This window comes from Streptomyces sp. NBC_00012, assembly GCF_045040875.1.
In the GTDB taxonomy this organism is placed as follows: Bacteria; Actinomycetota; Actinomycetes; order Streptomycetales; family Streptomycetaceae; genus Streptomyces.
This window is the reverse complement of the sequence record NZ_CP108309.1, coordinates 4,087,623-4,102,696: the sequence shown is the minus strand read 5'-3', so window position 1 is coordinate 4,102,696 and position 15,074 is coordinate 4,087,623. Positions and strand designations below refer to the sequence as shown.

15 protein-coding genes are annotated in these 15,074 nt (G+C 70.3%); 5 read left to right on the top strand and 10 right to left on the bottom strand.

What is annotated here, in order from left to right; genetic code table 11:
* Positions 1–159 precede the first annotated feature (159 nt).
* Positions 160–894, top strand: coding sequence for a phosphatase PAP2 family protein (locus OHA19_RS18870; protein ID WP_405715091.1), 735 nt, complete (start codon positions 160–162; stop codon positions 892–894).
* 116 nt (positions 895–1,010) lie between these two features.
* Here OHA19_RS18870 and OHA19_RS18865 read toward each other — a convergent pair whose 3' ends face one another.
* Together OHA19_RS18865 and OHA19_RS18860 are read right to left on the bottom strand one after the other, a co-directional pair.
* Positions 1,011–2,630, bottom strand: coding sequence for an FAD-binding oxidoreductase (locus tag OHA19_RS18865; protein WP_405715093.1), 1,620 nt, complete (start codon positions 2,628–2,630; stop codon positions 1,011–1,013).
* 109 nt (positions 2,631–2,739) lie between these two features.
* Positions 2,740–2,928 (bottom strand): hypothetical protein, encoded by a 189-nt coding sequence (locus OHA19_RS18860; RefSeq protein ID WP_405750843.1) that lies wholly within the window; start codon positions 2,926–2,928, stop codon positions 2,740–2,742.
* A gap of 134 nt (positions 2,929–3,062) precedes the next feature.
* Here OHA19_RS18860 and OHA19_RS18855 point away from each other — a divergent pair, with 134 nt between their 5' ends.
* Both OHA19_RS18855 and OHA19_RS18850 read left to right on the top strand, forming a co-directional pair.
* Positions 3,063–4,037, top strand: a complete 975-nt coding sequence (locus OHA19_RS18855; protein ID WP_405750840.1) for a hypothetical protein — start codon at positions 3,063–3,065, stop codon at positions 4,035–4,037.
* Positions 4,038–4,181: 144 nt separating this feature from the next.
* Positions 4,182–4,361 (top strand): hypothetical protein, encoded by a 180-nt coding sequence (locus tag OHA19_RS18850; RefSeq protein WP_405722194.1) that lies wholly within the window; start codon positions 4,182–4,184, stop codon positions 4,359–4,361.
* A 45-nt stretch (positions 4,362–4,406) separates the two neighbouring features.
* Here OHA19_RS18850 and OHA19_RS18845 read toward each other — a convergent pair whose 3' ends face one another.
* Positions 4,407–4,748 (bottom strand): metal-sensitive transcriptional regulator, encoded by a 342-nt coding sequence (locus OHA19_RS18845; protein ID WP_405750838.1) that lies wholly within the window; start codon positions 4,746–4,748, stop codon positions 4,407–4,409.
* A 200-nt stretch (positions 4,749–4,948) separates the two neighbouring features.
* Between OHA19_RS18845 and OHA19_RS18840 the strand changes: the two genes are divergently transcribed.
* Positions 4,949–5,569 carry a DUF47 domain-containing protein gene (locus OHA19_RS18840; RefSeq protein WP_072488031.1) on the top strand — a complete coding sequence of 207 codons (621 nt, stop codon included), beginning with the start codon at positions 4,949–4,951 and terminating at the stop codon, positions 5,567–5,569.
* Between the two features lie 5 nt (positions 5,570–5,574).
* The gene (locus OHA19_RS18835) at positions 5,575–6,573 is read left to right on the top strand and encodes an inorganic phosphate transporter (RefSeq protein ID WP_317866297.1); all 999 of its coding nucleotides are present in this window, start codon (positions 5,575–5,577) and stop codon (positions 6,571–6,573) included.
* Between the two features lie 234 nt (positions 6,574–6,807).
* On the opposite strand, the gene pstB is transcribed toward OHA19_RS18835, so the two are convergent.
* The 7 genes from pstB to OHA19_RS18800 form a co-directional block, all read right to left on the bottom strand.
* On the bottom strand, positions 6,808–7,584 hold the full coding sequence (pstB, locus tag OHA19_RS18830) for a phosphate ABC transporter ATP-binding protein PstB (RefSeq protein WP_388661928.1): 777 nt from the start codon (positions 7,582–7,584) through the stop codon (positions 6,808–6,810).
* Positions 7,585–7,612: 28 nt separating this feature from the next.
* Positions 7,613–8,698, bottom strand: a complete 1,086-nt coding sequence (gene pstA / locus OHA19_RS18825; RefSeq protein WP_405715102.1) for a phosphate ABC transporter permease PstA — start codon at positions 8,696–8,698, stop codon at positions 7,613–7,615.
* Complete coding sequence (pstC, locus tag OHA19_RS18820; protein WP_405715104.1) at positions 8,695–9,690, bottom strand: phosphate ABC transporter permease subunit PstC; 996 nt, start codon at positions 9,688–9,690, stop codon at positions 8,695–8,697. Before pstC ends, pstA begins: the two co-directional genes overlap by 4 nt.
* 156 nt (positions 9,691–9,846) lie before the next feature.
* On the bottom strand, positions 9,847–10,980 hold the full coding sequence (gene pstS / locus OHA19_RS18815) for a phosphate ABC transporter substrate-binding protein PstS (protein WP_405715106.1): 1,134 nt from the start codon (positions 10,978–10,980) through the stop codon (positions 9,847–9,849).
* Positions 10,981–11,214: 234 nt separating this feature from the next.
* Entirely contained in the window at positions 11,215–11,664 is a 450-nt protein-coding gene (locus OHA19_RS18810; protein WP_405715108.1) for an NUDIX hydrolase, read from the bottom strand.
* On the bottom strand, positions 11,661–12,656 hold the full coding sequence (locus OHA19_RS18805; protein WP_405715110.1) for a CHAD domain-containing protein: 996 nt from the start codon (positions 12,654–12,656) through the stop codon (positions 11,661–11,663). Before OHA19_RS18805 ends, OHA19_RS18810 begins: the two co-directional genes overlap by 4 nt.
* Positions 12,643–14,895 carry an RNA degradosome polyphosphate kinase gene (locus OHA19_RS18800; protein WP_405715112.1) on the bottom strand — a complete coding sequence of 751 codons (2,253 nt, stop codon included), beginning with the start codon at positions 14,893–14,895 and terminating at the stop codon, positions 12,643–12,645. The genes OHA19_RS18805 and OHA19_RS18800 overlap by 14 nt, the downstream gene beginning before the upstream one ends.
* Between the last annotated feature and the right edge of the window lie 179 nt (positions 14,896–15,074).

Sequence of the window (15,074 nt, the reverse complement as noted above, 5' to 3'; positions counted from 1 at the left end):
CGCGGGCGCGGGGGACGTCGTTCCCTGGGTGGACCGGAGCGACTGCGCACCGGTTCGTGAAGCGCTGAATCACGCAGTGATCGAACCGACACGGGGGTTCGTCAAAGCGGTGCACACGGGTGTGCCCGCGGCAGCAGACAAGGCAAGGGGCCGCAGCAGATGGCTGGACTCGCACTGGATGGGTCGAACCCCGACGTCAGCCTGCTCTACGACATCAACGGACTCGCGAAGTCCGCTCCCACCTGGTTCGACCGGGTCATGGAGTTCGTCGGTGAGTACGGAATCATGCTCGGCATGGTCCTCGTGGTCCTGTGGTGCTGGTGGAGCGTGCGCCGGCGCGGCACGGCCGACGACTCGGTGGCCGCGGTCTCCGGGCTCGTCTGGGCACCGCTCGCCGCCGGGATCGCGCTCCTGATCAACATCCCGATCCGCGGATTCGTGCACCGCCCACGCCCGTTCAAGGACCACCAGGGGCTGGATGTCCTGGTGGCGGGGAAGAACGACTTCTCCTTCGTGAGCGACCACGCCACGATGGCGATGGCCCTGGCCGTCGGGATCTTCGTGGCCAACCGGAAGTTCGGCATCGCCGCGATCGCGCTCGCCCTCCTGGAGGGCTTCTGCCGGATCTACATGGGCGTCCACTACCCGACCGACGTCATCGGCGGATTCGCGCTCGGCACCGCGGCCGCCCTGCTCCTCGCCCCGCTGGCGATGATGCTGCTGACCCCGCTGGTGGCGGCGGTCTCGCGTTCGGACCGGTTCGGGTGGCTCGTACGGTCGCGCCGGCCCGTGCCGGTGGCAGCGGCCGGGGGCCCGGCCGGGGCGTTCGGAATCCCCGAGCCGCGGCCGGGCACGTGCGGTGGCGGCGACGGAGAGAAGGACCTCGCCGCCTGAGGGCTGCCGTCGCACGCCCGCCGGGGATCACGGGGCGGCCTTTGGCTACTGGACAACTCTTGGCTACGGTGCGGCTCTTGGGCCCTGTCGGTCTGGGGCCCAGGGCTCGGCGGTCCTCAGAGCGCCTGCGGGAAGGCGAGGAGACGGTCGGGGTCGTACTGCTTCTTCAGACCGGCGAGGCGGTCGGCCGCCGAGCCGTAGTAGGCCCGGCGCCAGTCGGTCAGCGTCGGGTCGGTGTAGTTCTGGTAGGCCGCTCCGGACGCGTGCCGACGCATCGCCGCATGAGTGTTTTTCAGCCAGTCCTGCTGGGCGGTGCCCGCCGTGCCGGGGCTCCAGGAACCGATGTACTGCGCGAGCACGCGTGAGCCCCGGTGGACGAAGGCCGTCGACTGCGGGGACACCCGGTTGATCGCCCCGCCGAGCGCGGTGAGCGCGATGGAGCCGCCGCCCCCGGCCTGTGTCACCGGAATCCGGGTGAACGCCTCGGTCCGGTCGAGCAGGGCCCGCACGCCCGCCGGGGACAGCGAGCGGTCGTAGAAGTCGGACGCGGCGGCGTACGTCTCGCGCTGGAGCGTGCCCTGCGTGGTGCGGCCGGGCGTCGTCCCCGGCAAATGGCACTGGGCGTCGGTGATGCCCGAGCAGCCCGCGTACACGAGCATCGACTCCTGGTAGCTGCGGCGGCGCAGCGATACGGAGGAGGCCGGGGCACCGATCCGGTCGGCGAGGCGGTCGACGGCGTTCTGCAGATCGCTGTACGTGCCGAGGCTGAACGCGGCGACCGAGACGGTCGGGTTGCCGCCGCCGGGGCCGGCGGCGAGATGCGCGGAGGACCAGATCTCGTCGGGCTGGTCCGGGCCCCACTCCTGCCAGGCCGAGACGACGGACCGGGCGCGTGACCACGGCCACGACATGTACGCGGTGACGGTCTGCGGGACCGGGCGGGTGCGGAACGTCAGCTCGGTGACCACGCCGAAGTTGGCGTTGCCCGCGCCGCGCAGCGCCCAGAAGAGGTCCGGGTGGTTCTTGGCGTCCACGGTGAGGGTCTTGCCGTCGGCGGTGACGAGGGTCGCCGCGGTCAGGCTGTCGCAGGTCAGGCCGTACGCGCGGGAGGCGACGCCGTGGCCGCCGCCGAGGGTGAGGCCGGAGACGCCGACGGTGGGGCAGGAGCCGCCGGGGATCGTCAGACCGCTGCGGGCGAGGCCCTGGTAGACGTCGATGAGCTTGGCGCCCGCGCCGATCGTGCCGTTCGACCCGACGCGGGACAGCGACGAGACGTCGACGACGAGGCGTCCGTTCCCGCTCGACCAGCCCGCGTACGAGTGACCGCCGCTGCGGATGGAGACGGGGGTGCCCGTGCGGCGGGCGAAGGCCAGGCACTCACGGATGTCCGCCTCGTGCCGGACGTAGGCGACGGCCGCGGGCTTCAGACCGTCGAAGCGGGTGTTGTAGAGCTGACGGGCGGTCGGATAGGAGGCGTCCTGGGGCCGTATGAGACTGCCGTCGAGGCTCTTGGCCAGGGCGGAGAAGTCCGCCGGTCCGGTGGGGGCGGACTTCGACGGTGTCGATGGGGAGCGGGAGGCGCCCGTGCTGCCCGCGGTGCCGGAGGCGCCGGAGTCGTCGGACGGGCCCGTGGAACCGCCGGAAGTGCCGGTGCAGGCGGTGGCGGTGACTCCGGTGAGCACGGCGGCGCCCGCGGTGAGCAGGGTGCGCCGGGCGGGCAGGGGCGGCAGGTTCATCGGATCTCCGGGTCTTGGAGCTCATGGGCCGGCCGGCGGTGGGCGGGGGAGGCCGGGCGTGGGGGGATCGGCTGGAGAGGTCGGGGACGGCGGAAGGGCCGGGGACGGATCAGGGGGCCGCGAGGTGTTCCGCGGCGTCCGTACGTGCCCGGTCCCTGGAGCGGCGGGCCGGGCCGGACCAGCCACAGACGCAGCGCGCGATGCAGAAGGAGCCGCGTTCCACGGTCGTGGGCCGGTGCGCGGCGGACGTGGGGGTGAGGGCGGTCGGCGGGACCTCGTCGGTGCGTCGGTCATACACCCGTCCACGGTACTGGCCACGGCCACCCGGCGGTGTGCCCGGTGGGGGCGGCGTGACGGGGGACACGGGTCGTCGTTATGCGGAACGGATGGGCCTCTCGGGCAGGCGTTACCGGCGTTGGGGGTTGGCAGGCGATGGTGGTGCGGCAGCACAGGTCCAAGGGCGGGGCGCGCGCTGTCTGCGCCCTTGCCGTGGTGGGCGTGATGGCGGCGGCCGCCGGATGCTCGGCGAGCGGTGGCGGTGACGGTGGCGGTGGCTCGGCGGTGGCCGACGAACAGGGCGGGGCTGCCTCCCTCGACGCGGTGCACCGCGCGGCCGCGGTGCTCGCGGGGGCGGCGAGCGGGACGGGATCGGCGGCGGTGGCCGGAGCCACCCCCGGCTCCGGTACCGCACCGAACTCCGGTACCGCACCGAACTCCGGTACCACCCCGGGCTCCGGAACCGTCGCCGGGACCGCCGAGGTGCTCACGTCGATGGAGACCGCGGCGGGCGGGACGCGGGTGACCATCCGGGGCCGGGGCTCGTACGACTTCCGCAGCCGGACCGGCCGGTTCACCGTCGTGCTGCCGAAGGACGCCGCCGGTGAGGACGAGCACCGTCCCATCACCGAACTACTGGCCCCCGGCGCGCTCTACATGATGAACCGCGGCGCCGGAGTGCCCGCCGACAAATGGGTCAGGGTGGACACGGCGACGCTGGAGGACGGCAATCTCGTCACCGGCGGGGTGACCGACCCGATGGCCGCTGCCGAACTGCTGCGCGGGGCACGGCAGGTGACGTACGTGGAGAAGACCGTGCTCGCCGGGGTCCCGGTGCGGCACTACCGGGGGACGGCGGACATCGGGCTGGCCGCGCGGGAGGCCGCGCCCGGCTCGCGCGGGGTGCTGGCCGCGGCAGCGAAAGGGTTCAGCAAGGACACGGTGCCGTTCGACGCGTACCTCGACGAGCAGGGGCGGCTGCGCAAGGTGCGCCACCGGTTCAGCTTCGCCAACGAGGGGCCGGCGGTGGAGGTGGTGTCGACCACACTGCTGTACGGGTTCGGGGTGCCGGTCTCCGTACGGCTGCCGCAGGGCCGTGACATCTACACCGGGGAGATCAGACAGCGGTAGCCGAGCGGCGGGCGGGCGCGGGCGCGGGTGCGGGCGGTGACGTAGGCATGCCGGCACCGGCGAAATGGTCCGTCCGTGCCATGCGCGGCGTGCGGTCCGCTCCCTACGCTAGGAAGCCGGTGACGGCAGTGAGAGGCGAGTGACGTGGTGATGCTCAGCGCGCGGACCGTATCCGACCATGTGGCCCTCGCCGAGATCGAGCTCTGCGGCGAGCTGATGATCGCCGCCTCGGCCGCGATCGGGGAACGGCTCAGTGCGGACCGTATCGACGAGGTGCTCGACGTCCGCGTGATCACCGAGCGGGGCACCGGCCCCCGGCAGTGAGCGCACCGGGGGTGAGCGCGGCGCTGCGGCCCGAAGCCCCCGCCATCAGGTGCGGAGCAGCCGGGCGATCGCCTTCGTGGCCTCCTCGACCTTGGCGTCGATCTCCTCGCCGCCCTTGACCGCCGCGTCCGCGACGCAGTGCCGCAGGTGCTCCTCCAGCAGCTGGAGGGCGAATGACTGGAGCGCCTTCGTCGACGCCGATACCTGGGTCAGTATGTCGATGCAGTAGACGTCCTCGTCGACCATGCGCTGGAGGCCGCGGATCTGGCCCTCGATCCGGCGCAGCCGCTTGAGGTGTTCGGCCTTCTGGTGGTGATAACCGTGTATGCCGCGGTCGTGGTCGGTGATGACGGATTCCGTCTCCGTCGCGGTCCCGGTGGTGGTCATTGCTGCCTCCCGTTTTCCCTTTACCCTGCCGTTTACATACCCCTGGTGGGTATATCCTAACGAATTCATCTGAAACGTGACCGGGGGCCCGTGCTGATCACTGTGCCTGATGCGCGACACTGAAGAACGCCGGTTAGCCGTGGCCGGATGATGCGCCTAGCATCAGCCTGACCGAATCCAAAGCACCCCGAGGACCCCACGTGCGCTTTCGTCTGACCCCCAGGGAGACGAGCTTCTACGACATGTTCTCCGCGTCCGCGGACAACATCGTCACGGGCTCGAAACTCCTGATGGAACTGCTCGGGGCGGACTCTGCCTCCCGAGTCGAGATCGCGGAGCGCATGCGGGCAGCGGAGCACGCGGGGGACGATGCCACCCACGCGATCTTCCACCAGCTGAACTCCTCTTTCATTACCCCGTTCGACCGCGAGGACATTTACAACCTCGCGTCGTCGCTCGACGACATCATGGACTTCATGGAGGAGGCCGTCGACCTGGTCGTGCTCTATCAGGTCGAGGAACTCCCCAACGGCATTGCCCAGCAGATCGAGGTGCTGGCCCGCGCGGCCGAGCTGACCGCCGAGGCGATGCCGGGGCTGCGCACGATGGACAATCTCACCGAGTACTGGATCGAGGTCAACCGTCTGGAGAACCAGGCCGACCAGATCCATCGCAAACTGCTCGCTCATCTCTTCAACGGCAAGTACGACGCCATTGAGGTGCTGAAGCTCAAGCAGATCGTGGACGTGCTGGAAGAGGCGGCCGACGCGTTCGAGCACGTCGCCAACACGGTGGAGACCATCGCGGTCAAGGAGTCCTGAACCACGTGGACACCTTTGCGCTGATCGTGACCATCGGTGTCGCGCTCGGCTTCACGTATACGAACGGTTTCCACGACTCGGCGAACGCCATCGCCACGTCCGTCTCCACGCGTGCGCTCACGCCCCGCGCGGCACTGGCGATGGCCGCGGTGATGAACCTGGCCGGTGCGTTCCTCGGCAGCGGGGTCGCCAAGACCGTCAGCGAGGGTCTGATCGCGACGCCCGAGGGCCACAAGGGGATGGGAATCCTCTTCGCCGCGCTCGTCGGCGCGATCATCTGGAACCTCGTCACCTGGTACTTCGGCCTGCCGTCCTCGTCCTCGCACGCCCTGTTCGGCGGCATGGTCGGCGCGGCGCTGGCCGGCGGGACGCTGGTGCACTGGGACGGGGTGCTCGACAAGGTCGTCATCCCGATGTTCGTCTCGCCGGTCATCGGTCTGGTCGTCGGCTATCTGGTGATGGTCGCGATCATGTGGATGTTCCGGAAGTCCAACCCGCACAAGGCCAAGCGCGGTTTCCGGATCGCGCAGACGGTCTCGGCCGCGGGCATGGCGCTCGGCCACGGTCTCCAGGACGCGCAGAAGACGATGGGCATCGTGGTGATGGCCCTGGTCATCGCCGACGTCGAGAGCCCGAGCGACCCGATCCCGGTCTGGGTGAAGCTGGTTTGCGCGCTGATGCTCTCGCTGGGTACGTACGCGGGTGGCTGGCGCATCATGCGGACGCTCGGCCGGAAGATCATCGAGCTGGACCCGCCGCAGGGATTCGCGGCGGAGACCACGGGCGCGTCGATCATGTTCGGCTCGGCGTTCCTGTTCCACGCGCCGATCTCCACGACGCATGTGATCACCTCCGCGATCATGGGTGTGGGCGCCACGAAGCGGGTGAACGCCGTCCGCTGGGGTGTCGCCAAGAACATCATCCTGGGCTGGTTCATCACGATGCCGGCCGCGGCACTGGTCGCCGCCGCGAGCTACGGGGTCGTGGTCCTGCTCTTCGGCTGACGGCTGACGGGCGTCGGCCGCTGCCACGGCGGTACGGAAATGGGGCCGCCCCCACTCCCTCTGCGGGAGTGGGGGCGGCCCCTTCGCCTTGCGGTGGCACCGCCATGCAGCACCCCAAGGCCGTCTGGGGACGAGGCCGGTTCGCCGGAGGGGTGAGACGGTTCGCCGGTGGAAACCCACCACCGGGCGTAACCACCCACGCCCCCGGCCCACGTCGGCCCCGTTGACGGGTGTCTATCCGAAGCGTCCCGAGATGTAGTCCTCGGTGGCCTGGACGGACGGGTTGGAGAAGATGCGTTCCGTCTCGTCGATCTCGATGAGCTTGCCGGGCTTGCCGACCGCCGCGAGGTTGAAGAACGCCGTGCGGTCCGAGACCCGGGCCGCCTGCTGCATGTTGTGCGTCACGATGACGATCGTGAAGCGCTCCTTCAGCTCGCCGATCAGGTCCTCGATGGCGAGGGTGGAGATCGGGTCCAGGGCGGAGCACGGCTCGTCCATCAGCAGCACGTCCGGCTCGACCGCGATCGCGCGGGCGATGCACAGGCGCTGCTGCTGACCGCCGGAGAGACCGGAGCCGGGCTTGTTCAGCCGGTCCTTGACCTCGTTCCAGAGGTTGGCGCCGCGCAGCGACTTCTCGACGATCTCGGGCAGCTGGCTCTTCTTGTACGAGCCGTTCAGCTTGAGGCCGGCCGCGACGTTGTCGAAGATCGACATGGTCGGGAACGGGTTCGGGCGCTGGAAGACCATGCCGACCGTGCGGCGCACGGTGACCGGGTCGACGTTCGCCCCGTACAGGTTCTCGTCGTCCAGCAGCACCTTGCCCTCGACGCGGCCACCGGGGGTGACCTCGTGCATGCGGTTCAGGGTGCGCAGGAAGGTGGACTTGCCGCAGCCGGACGGGCCGATGAAGGCGGTCACGGAGCGGGGCTCCACGGTCATCGAGATGTCCTCGATGGCGAGGTGGGAGCCGTAGTAGGCGGACAGACCGCTGACGTCGATGCGCTTGGCCATCTGAATCACTGCTTCTTTCGTGCCGCGGTCAGCGGCCGGTCTTCGGGGCCTTCCAGCGGGCGATGCCGCGGGCCACCAGGTTGAGGATCATGACGAAGGCGATCAGGACCAGCGCGGCGGCCCAGGCACGGTCGTACGACTGGTCGGTACCGACCTTGTACTGCTCCCAGATGTAGAAGGGGAGCGAGGACTGTGCACCCTGGAACGGGTTGGGGTTGATCAGCTGGCTGCCGAAGACCAGCAGCATGATCGGCGCGGTCTCACCGGCGATGCGGGCGATCGCGAGCATCACACCAGTGGTGATGCCGCCGATCGCGGTCGGCAGGACCACCTTCAGGATCGTGCGCCACTTCGGGACGCCGAGGGCGAGCGATGCCTCGCGGAGCTCGTTCGGGACGAGCTTGAGCATCTCCTCGGTGGAGCGGACGACGACCGGGATCATCAGGATCGTGAGCGCCAGCGCGCCCATCAGACCGGACGGCTGGGTCTTCGTCATCAGCATGATCGAGAGGATGAAGAGTCCGGCGACGATGGACGGGATGCCCGTCATGACGTCGACGAAGAAGGTCACGGCCCTGGCCAGGGCGCCCTTGCCGTACTCCACCAGGTAGACGGCGGTCAGCATGCCGATCGGGGCGGAGATCAGGGTGGCGATGCCGACCTGCTCCAGCGTCCCGATCAGCGCGTGGTAGACACCGCCGGTCGGCTCGGAGCCGAGCACACCGGCCATCGAGTGGGTCAGGAAGTACCCGTCCAGGCGCTCCGCGCCCCGGCTGATCGTCGTCCACAGCAGCGAGGCGAGCGGCACGACGGCCATCAGGAAGCAGACCCAGACGATGCTGGTGGCGAGCCGGTCCTTGGCCTGGCGCCGGTTCTCGACGACCGAGGTCGCGATGTACGAGATGACGACGAAGAGGAGGGCGGAGAACAGCCCCCACTGGGTGCGGCTCTGCCAGCCGGCCGCGGCGCCGGTGCCCACGCCCAGCGCGAGCGCGACGGCGGCGAAGGCGAACGGGGCCCAGCGGGGGAGTGCCCGGCTGCTCAGGCTGGTCGATCGCGCGGGCACCGTCGGGGCGGGGCGATCCTTCGTGCCGGTGTTGGCTGCCTGGCTCATGCGTTGGCCCCCGAGTATTCCTTGCGGCGGGCGATGATCAGCCGGGCCGCGCCGTTGACCAGCAGGGTGAGGACGAAGAGCACGAGACCCGAGGCGATCAGGGCGTCGCGCCCGAACTCGTTGGCCTCGTCGAACTTCGCGGCGATGTTCTGGGCGAAGGTGCCGCCGCCGGGGTTGAGCACGTGCCCGGAGATGACGAAGCTCGGCGACAGGACCGTGGCGACGGCCATCGTCTCGCCGAGCGCGCGGCCCAGGCCCAGCATCGAGGCGGAGATCACGCCGGAGCGGCCGAAGGGGAGCACCGAGAGGCGGATGACCTCCCAGCGGGTGGCGCCCAGCGCGAGGGCGGCCTCCTCGTTCATCCTCGGGACCTGGAGGAAGACCTCGCGGCTGACGCTGGTCACGATCGGCAGGATCATGATCGCGAGCAGGATGCCGACGGTGAAGAGCGAGCGGGCGACGCCGACCTCGGTCTTCTCGAAGAGGTACGTCCAGCCGAAGAACTGGTCGAGCCAGAGGTTCAGGCCCTCCAGGTACGGGACCAGGACGAGGGCGCCCCAGATGCCGTACACGATGCTCGGCACTGCGGCGAGCAGGTCGACGACGTACGCGAGGGGCGCGGCCAGCTTGCGCGGCGCGTAGTGCGAGATGAACAGGGCGATGCCGACAGCGACCGGGACGGCGATGGCCATCGCGATGATCGAGCTGACGACCGTGCCGAAGAGGAGGACCGCGATGCCGAAGACCGGCGGGTCGCCGGCCGGGTTCCAGTCGAGGGTGGTGAAGAAGTTGCCCTCGTTCCTGGAGACGGCGATCGAGGCGCGGTAGGTCAGGAACACGGCGATCGACGCCATGATCACGAGCAGCAGAATGCCCGAGCCCCGGGAGAGGCCCAGGAAGACCTTGTCGCCCGCGCGGCCGGAGCCGGCGCCTGCGCGCTTGCGCACCACCGGCGGTGCCGGCGGGGTTTCTATCGGTGTGGTGGAAGCCATGGTCTTTCCGGTCTGTGTGGGGGAGCGGTCCAGCTCCCCTGGCGGCGGTGCACCGGATGGGTGGTGGCGGACCGGTCCGGAGGGGTGCACCGGACCGGTCCGCCGGATGTTGCTGGTGTTGCTGAAGGGGTTACGGGCGTCGCTCGCCCGTCCCGGTTACGAGAGGGAGGAGATGGTCTCGCGGACCTTGGCGTTGATCTCGGCCGGGATCGGCGCGTAGCCGGCCTCGGTGAGGAGCTTCTGGCCCTCGTCACCGGCGGTGTAGTTCAGGAAGGACTTGACCGTGGAGAGGGTCTCGGGCTTGTTGCCCTTGTCGCAGACGACCTCGTACGTCACCAGGACGATCGGGTAGGCACCCTCGGCCTTGGTGGTGTAGTCGAGCTCCAGCGCCAGGTCCTTGCCGGTGCCCTTGATCTTGGCGGCGGCGATGGCCTTGGAGGCGTTCTCCGAGGTGGCCTTGACCGGGGTGGCGCCACCGGTGTTGATGTCCACGGTGGAGATCGACTGCGAGGTGGCGTAGCTGAGCTCGAAGTAGCCGATCGAGCCGTCGACCTGCTTCACCTGGGCGGCGACACCGGAGGAGCCGGACGCGGCCTGGCCACCGGGGGCCGGCCACTTCTTCTCGGCCTCGTACTTCCAGTCGCTCGGGGCGGCCGCGCCGAGGTACTTGCCGAGGTTCTGCGTGGTGCCGGAGTCCTCGGAGCGGTGGAAGGCCTGGATCGGCTTGTCCGGGAGCTTCGCGCCGGTGTTGAGCTTGGCGATCGCCTCGTCGTTCCACTTCTTGATCTTGCCGTCGAAGATCTTGGCGAGGGTGGGGGCGTCCAGCGTGAGGCTGTCGACACCCTCCAGGTGGAAGCCGATGGCGATCGGGCCGCCGACCATCGGGAGGTTGATGCCCTGGCCGCCCTTGCAGATCTTCTTCGAGTCGGCGACCTCTTCGGGCTTCAGCGCCGAGTCGGAACCGGCGAAGCCGACGGTGCCCTGGTTGAAGGCGACGATGCCCTCACCGGAGGAGGAGGACTTGTAGTTGATCTCGACGCCGGAGCAGCCGGCCATGTAGTTCTTGGCCCAGAGGTCCATGGCGTTCTTCTGCGCGCTGGACCCGGAGGCGGGCAGCTGGCCCTTGGCGTCGTCGCACTTGATGTTCGACGCGGCGCTCGTCTTCCCGCCGTTGCCGCCGGTCGTGCCGCTGTTGTCGTCCGAACCGCACGCCGTGAGGACCAGGGCGCCGGAGACGGCGAGGGCACCGAGCGCGGTGGCACGAAGCAGGTTCTTGCGCTGAAGCTTCACTTTCGGGTGTTCCTTCCAGGAGCCGCCGAGGCTTTTCGTTCTACGACGGCGTGCGATGTGGTCGGTGCTCCGGCCTTGCGCCGTGCCCCGTGCACTGCCGAAGTTAGGCAGAACAGGTGAAGCGGCCTACGGGGGAGAGTGAACGGAAGGTGAACCGTGTCGGACGGTGCGGTTCTGGCCCCGGACCGGGGCGCCGGATCAGGTTCTGGACCGGGCGCCGGACCGGGCGCCGGATCAGGCGCCCGGCAGGATCGCGAGCAGGGCGTCCAGCAGATCGCGGTCGCGGAGCTGGGTGAGCCGGGTACGGGCCGCGGCCGGGGAGAGCCAGCTCACCCGGTCGACCTCGGCGGTGGGCACGAAGGAGCCGCCGGTCGCCTCGGCCGCCCAGTAGGCGACCTCCTTGGGGCGGCCGTTCGCGAGGTAGCGGACCGTGGGGAGCGTGGCGCCGGGGGCGCAGTGGTGGCCGGTCTCCTCCAGGACCTCGCGCCGGGCGGCGTCCAGCGCGGGCTCGCCGCGCTTCAGCTTCCCCTTGGGGTGCGACCAGTCGTCGTAACGGGGCCGGTGGACCAGACAGATCTCCAGCGTGCCGGAGCGCTCCGACCGGCGCCACAGCACGCACCCCGCGGCGAGCACCGGCTTGTCCGCGGCGGGCTCGGCACCGTGGGCGCCCACCGCCCCGCTCATGGCGCGATCCCCGCCGCGGCGTACGGCCAGCTCGCCCGGAACACGCCGCGGGCCGCCTCCACCTCATGGCGCTGGTCGGCGTGGAGCACCCCCAGGGCGTACGCGGTCGCGGGCGCGATGCGGGGCGTACGGGCCGCCGATGCCGCTGCCGCGGCCGCCTCCGAGGCGTCCCGGTGCAGATCGAGGGCGTGACCCGGCGCGGCCAGGACCGGATCGGGGGCGCCCCGCACCACCTCGTGGGCGTACCGGTGCAGCCGCAGCAGCAGCCGGGTCCGGTGCCAGGGGGCGTCCTGCGCCTCGTTGTACGGCTCGGCCGTCCGGCCGGACGGGAGCGCCGCCACCGCGCCGAGCAGCTGCTGTTCGGCCCGGTCGGCGGGCCCGTGCAGCATCTCCTCGGCCGGGGCCGCGGCCGCCGGGGCGAGCGGGACCTCGGAGGCGAGCAGCGCGACGCCGTCGGCCACCGCGTGGAAGCGGGAGGAGCCGAGCGCCTGGAGCGCGGCGGAGTGGGCGCGGGTCCTGGCCAGGGTCAGCTGCCGTTCGAGGAGAGCTCCGGCGCGGGCCGCGCCGACGCCGAGGGCGGCGCGCTCCTTGTCGGCGGCGCTGTCGGCGCCGGACCCGTTGCGGGCGGTGGGCAGCGAGGTGCCGGACAGAGCGTGCAGCGCTTCGAGGAGCCGGGTCAGCCGGGTCGCGTAGGCGTGTTCTCTGGCCAGGGTGCCGGAGAGCCAGGCCAGTTCGGTGCGGAGCTGCTCGGCCCAGGCGCTGTCCAGCGCCGCCCGGAAGGTGTGCAGCGTGCCGCTGATCCGGCGCGAGGAGCGGCGCAGCGCGCCGGCGGCCTCCTCGGCTCCGTGGGTCCCGGCGTCCGTGGGGGCGCTGTTCTCGCGGTGCAGGCGCAGGCTGCGGAGGAATTCGGCGGCCTGGTCCTGAAGGTAGGGCGCGAGTACCGCGCCCGCCGTAAGGTCCGCCTGCGTCGTCTGGTGGTCATGGCGTCGCACGCCGGCGCCTCCGGGCGTCAATGAGCATTTCCTGTACGTGCCGCAGCGGCTGGCCGTCCGCGTCCGTGGCGTGCCGGGTCCAGTTCCCGTCGGGACCCAGGTGCCAGGAGGAGGTGGTGTCGGCCATGCCGGTCTCCAGGAGACGGCTGAGCGCGGCGCGGTGGGCGGGGTCGGTGACCCGGACCATTGCTTCGATCCGGCGGTCGAGGTTGCGGTGCATCATGTCGGCGCTGCCGAACCACACTTCGGGTTCGCCGCCGTTGCCGAAGGCGAAGAGCCGGGAGTGTTCGAGGAAGCGGCCCAGTATCGAGCGGACCCGGATGTTCTCGGAGAGACCGGTGACGCCGGGGCGGATCGCGCAGATGCCGCGTACCCATATGTCCACCGGTACGCCGGCCATCGCGGCCCGGTAGCAGGCGTCGATGATCGCCTCGTCGACCATCGAGTTGACCTTGATGCGGACGTAGGCGGTCCGCCCGGCCCGCTGGTGGGTGATCTCCTTGTTGATCCGGGTGATCAGCCCGTCCCGCAGGGATTTCGGGGCGACCAGGAGACGGCGGTAGGTCTCGCGGCGGGAGTAGCCGGAGAGCCGGTTGAAGAGGTCGGAGAGGTCCGCGCCGACCTGCGGGTCCGCCGTCAGCAGGCCGAGGTCCTCGTACAGCCGTGCCGTCTTCGGGTGGTAGTTGCCGGTCCCGACGTGCGAGTAGCGGCGCAGCGTGTCGCCCTCCTGCCGGACCACGAGCGACAGCTTGCAATGGGTCTTCAGCCCGACGAGGCCGTAGACCACGTGGCAGCCGGACTCCTCCAGTTTCCGCGCCCACTTGATGTTGGCCTGCTCGTCGAAGCGGGCCTTGATCTCCACGAGGACCAGGACCTGCTTGCCGGACTCGGCGGCGTCGATGAGGGCTTCCACTATCGGGGATTCGCCCGAGGTCCGGTACAGGGTCTGCTTGATGGCGAGGACGTCGGGGTCGGCGGCGGCCTGCTCCAGGAATGCCTGTACGGAGGTGGAGAAGGAGTCGTACGGGTGGTGCAGGAGCACGTCGCGTTCGCGCAGCGCGGCGAAGATGTCGGGCGCGGAGGCGGATTCGACCTCGGCGAGGTCGCGGTGGGTACCGGCGATGAACTTGGGGAACTTCAGCTCGGGCCGGTCCAGGGAGGCTATGCCGAAGAGCCCGGTGAGATCGAGCGGTCCGGGCAGCGGGTAGACCTCGGCGTCGGACACCTTCAGCTCGCGGACCAGCAGGTCCAGCACGTACGGGTCGATGGACTCCTCGACCTCCAGCCGGACCGGCGGGCCGAAGCGGCGCCGCATGAGCTCCTTCTCCAGGGCCTTGAGGAGGTTCTCGGCGTCGTCCTCCTCGACCTCCAGGTCCTCGTTCCTGGTGACCCGGAACATGTGGTGGGCGAGGACCTCCATGCCCGGGAAGAGCTCTTCGAGGTGGGCCGCGATGACGTCCTCTATGGGCACGTACCGCTGCGGCGACGCCTCCAGGAAGCGGGTCAGCAGCGGCGGCACCTTGACCCGGGCGAAGTGGCGGTGGCCGCTGACCGGGTTGCGCACGACGACGGCGAGGTTGAGCGAGAGTCCCGAGATGTACGGGAAGGGGTGCGCCGGGTCGACGGCGAGCGGGGTCAGCACGGGGAAGACGCGCTGCCGGAAGAAGGTGAACAGGCGGGCCTGCTCCTTCTCGGTCAGCTCGGGCCAGCGGATCAGCTGGATGCCCTCGTCGGACAGGGCGGGGGCGATGTCCTGCTGGTAGCAGGCGGCGTGCCGGGCCATGAGCTCGCGCGAGCGGGTCCAGATCAGGTCCAGGACCTCGCGGGGCTGGAGTCCGGAGGCGGAGCGGGTGGCGACGCCGGTGGCGATACGGCGCTTCAGTCCGGCCACCCGGACCATGAAGAACTCGTCCAGGTTCGAGGCGAAGATGGCGAGGAAATTAGCCCGTTCGAGGAGGGGGGTCGCGGGGTCCTCGGCGAGCTCGAGCACCCGTTCGTTGAACGCGAGCCAACTGCGCTCGCGGTCCAGGAAGCGGCCCTGCGGCAGTTCGTCGCCGTCGACATCGGGTTCGTACGCGTCGACGTCGGCGTCGATGTCGGGATCCAGGTCGGCGGCGGTGGACAGCGCGCCGTTGGACGCGGCGGTGGCGACGGCGTGCGGCCGGTGCGCGGCGAGTGAGCCGACCGACGGCTGCACGGTGGACTGGACCGGTACCTCGGAGCTGGGCTGCTGGCTCATGGCCCTATTCTTCCGCGCGGATGGCTCAGGGGGCGCGCCGGAGGGTACGGAGATCGCGGGGAACGCGCGGTTGACGTCGTTCGTGCGGTCTCCGCCGGGATTTCTCCCGTTGCGGGGGGTCGGCACAGCTGGCTGCATCCTGAAAGGGTGGCAAGCGCTTCTGAATGGCTGGTAACGGC

Coding starts and splice junctions, on each gene's coding strand:
- pstA (WP_405715102.1), bottom strand. CDS start 8,698: ATGAGCCAGGCAGCCAACACCGGCACGAAGGATCGCCCCGCCCCGACG.
- OHA19_RS18855 (WP_405750840.1), top strand. CDS start 3,063: ATGGTGGTGCGGCAGCACAGGTCCAAGGGCGGGGCGCGCGCTGTCTGC.
- OHA19_RS18800 (WP_405715112.1), bottom strand. CDS start 14,895: ATGAGCCAGCAGCCCAGCTCCGAGGTACCGGTCCAGTCCACCGTGCAG.
- OHA19_RS18870 (WP_405715091.1), top strand. CDS start 160: ATGGCTGGACTCGCACTGGATGGGTCGAACCCCGACGTCAGCCTGCTC.
- OHA19_RS18845 (WP_405750838.1), bottom strand. CDS start 4,748: ATGACCACCACCGGGACCGCGACGGAGACGGAATCCGTCATCACCGAC.
- OHA19_RS18810 (WP_405715108.1), bottom strand. CDS start 11,664: ATGAGCGGGGCGGTGGGCGCCCACGGTGCCGAGCCCGCCGCGGACAAG.
- OHA19_RS18865 (WP_405715093.1), bottom strand. CDS start 2,630: ATGAACCTGCCGCCCCTGCCCGCCCGGCGCACCCTGCTCACCGCGGGC.
- pstC (WP_405715104.1), bottom strand. CDS start 9,690: ATGGCTTCCACCACACCGATAGAAACCCCGCCGGCACCGCCGGTGGTG.
- pstB (WP_388661928.1), bottom strand. CDS start 7,584: ATGGCCAAGCGCATCGACGTCAGCGGTCTGTCCGCCTACTACGGCTCC.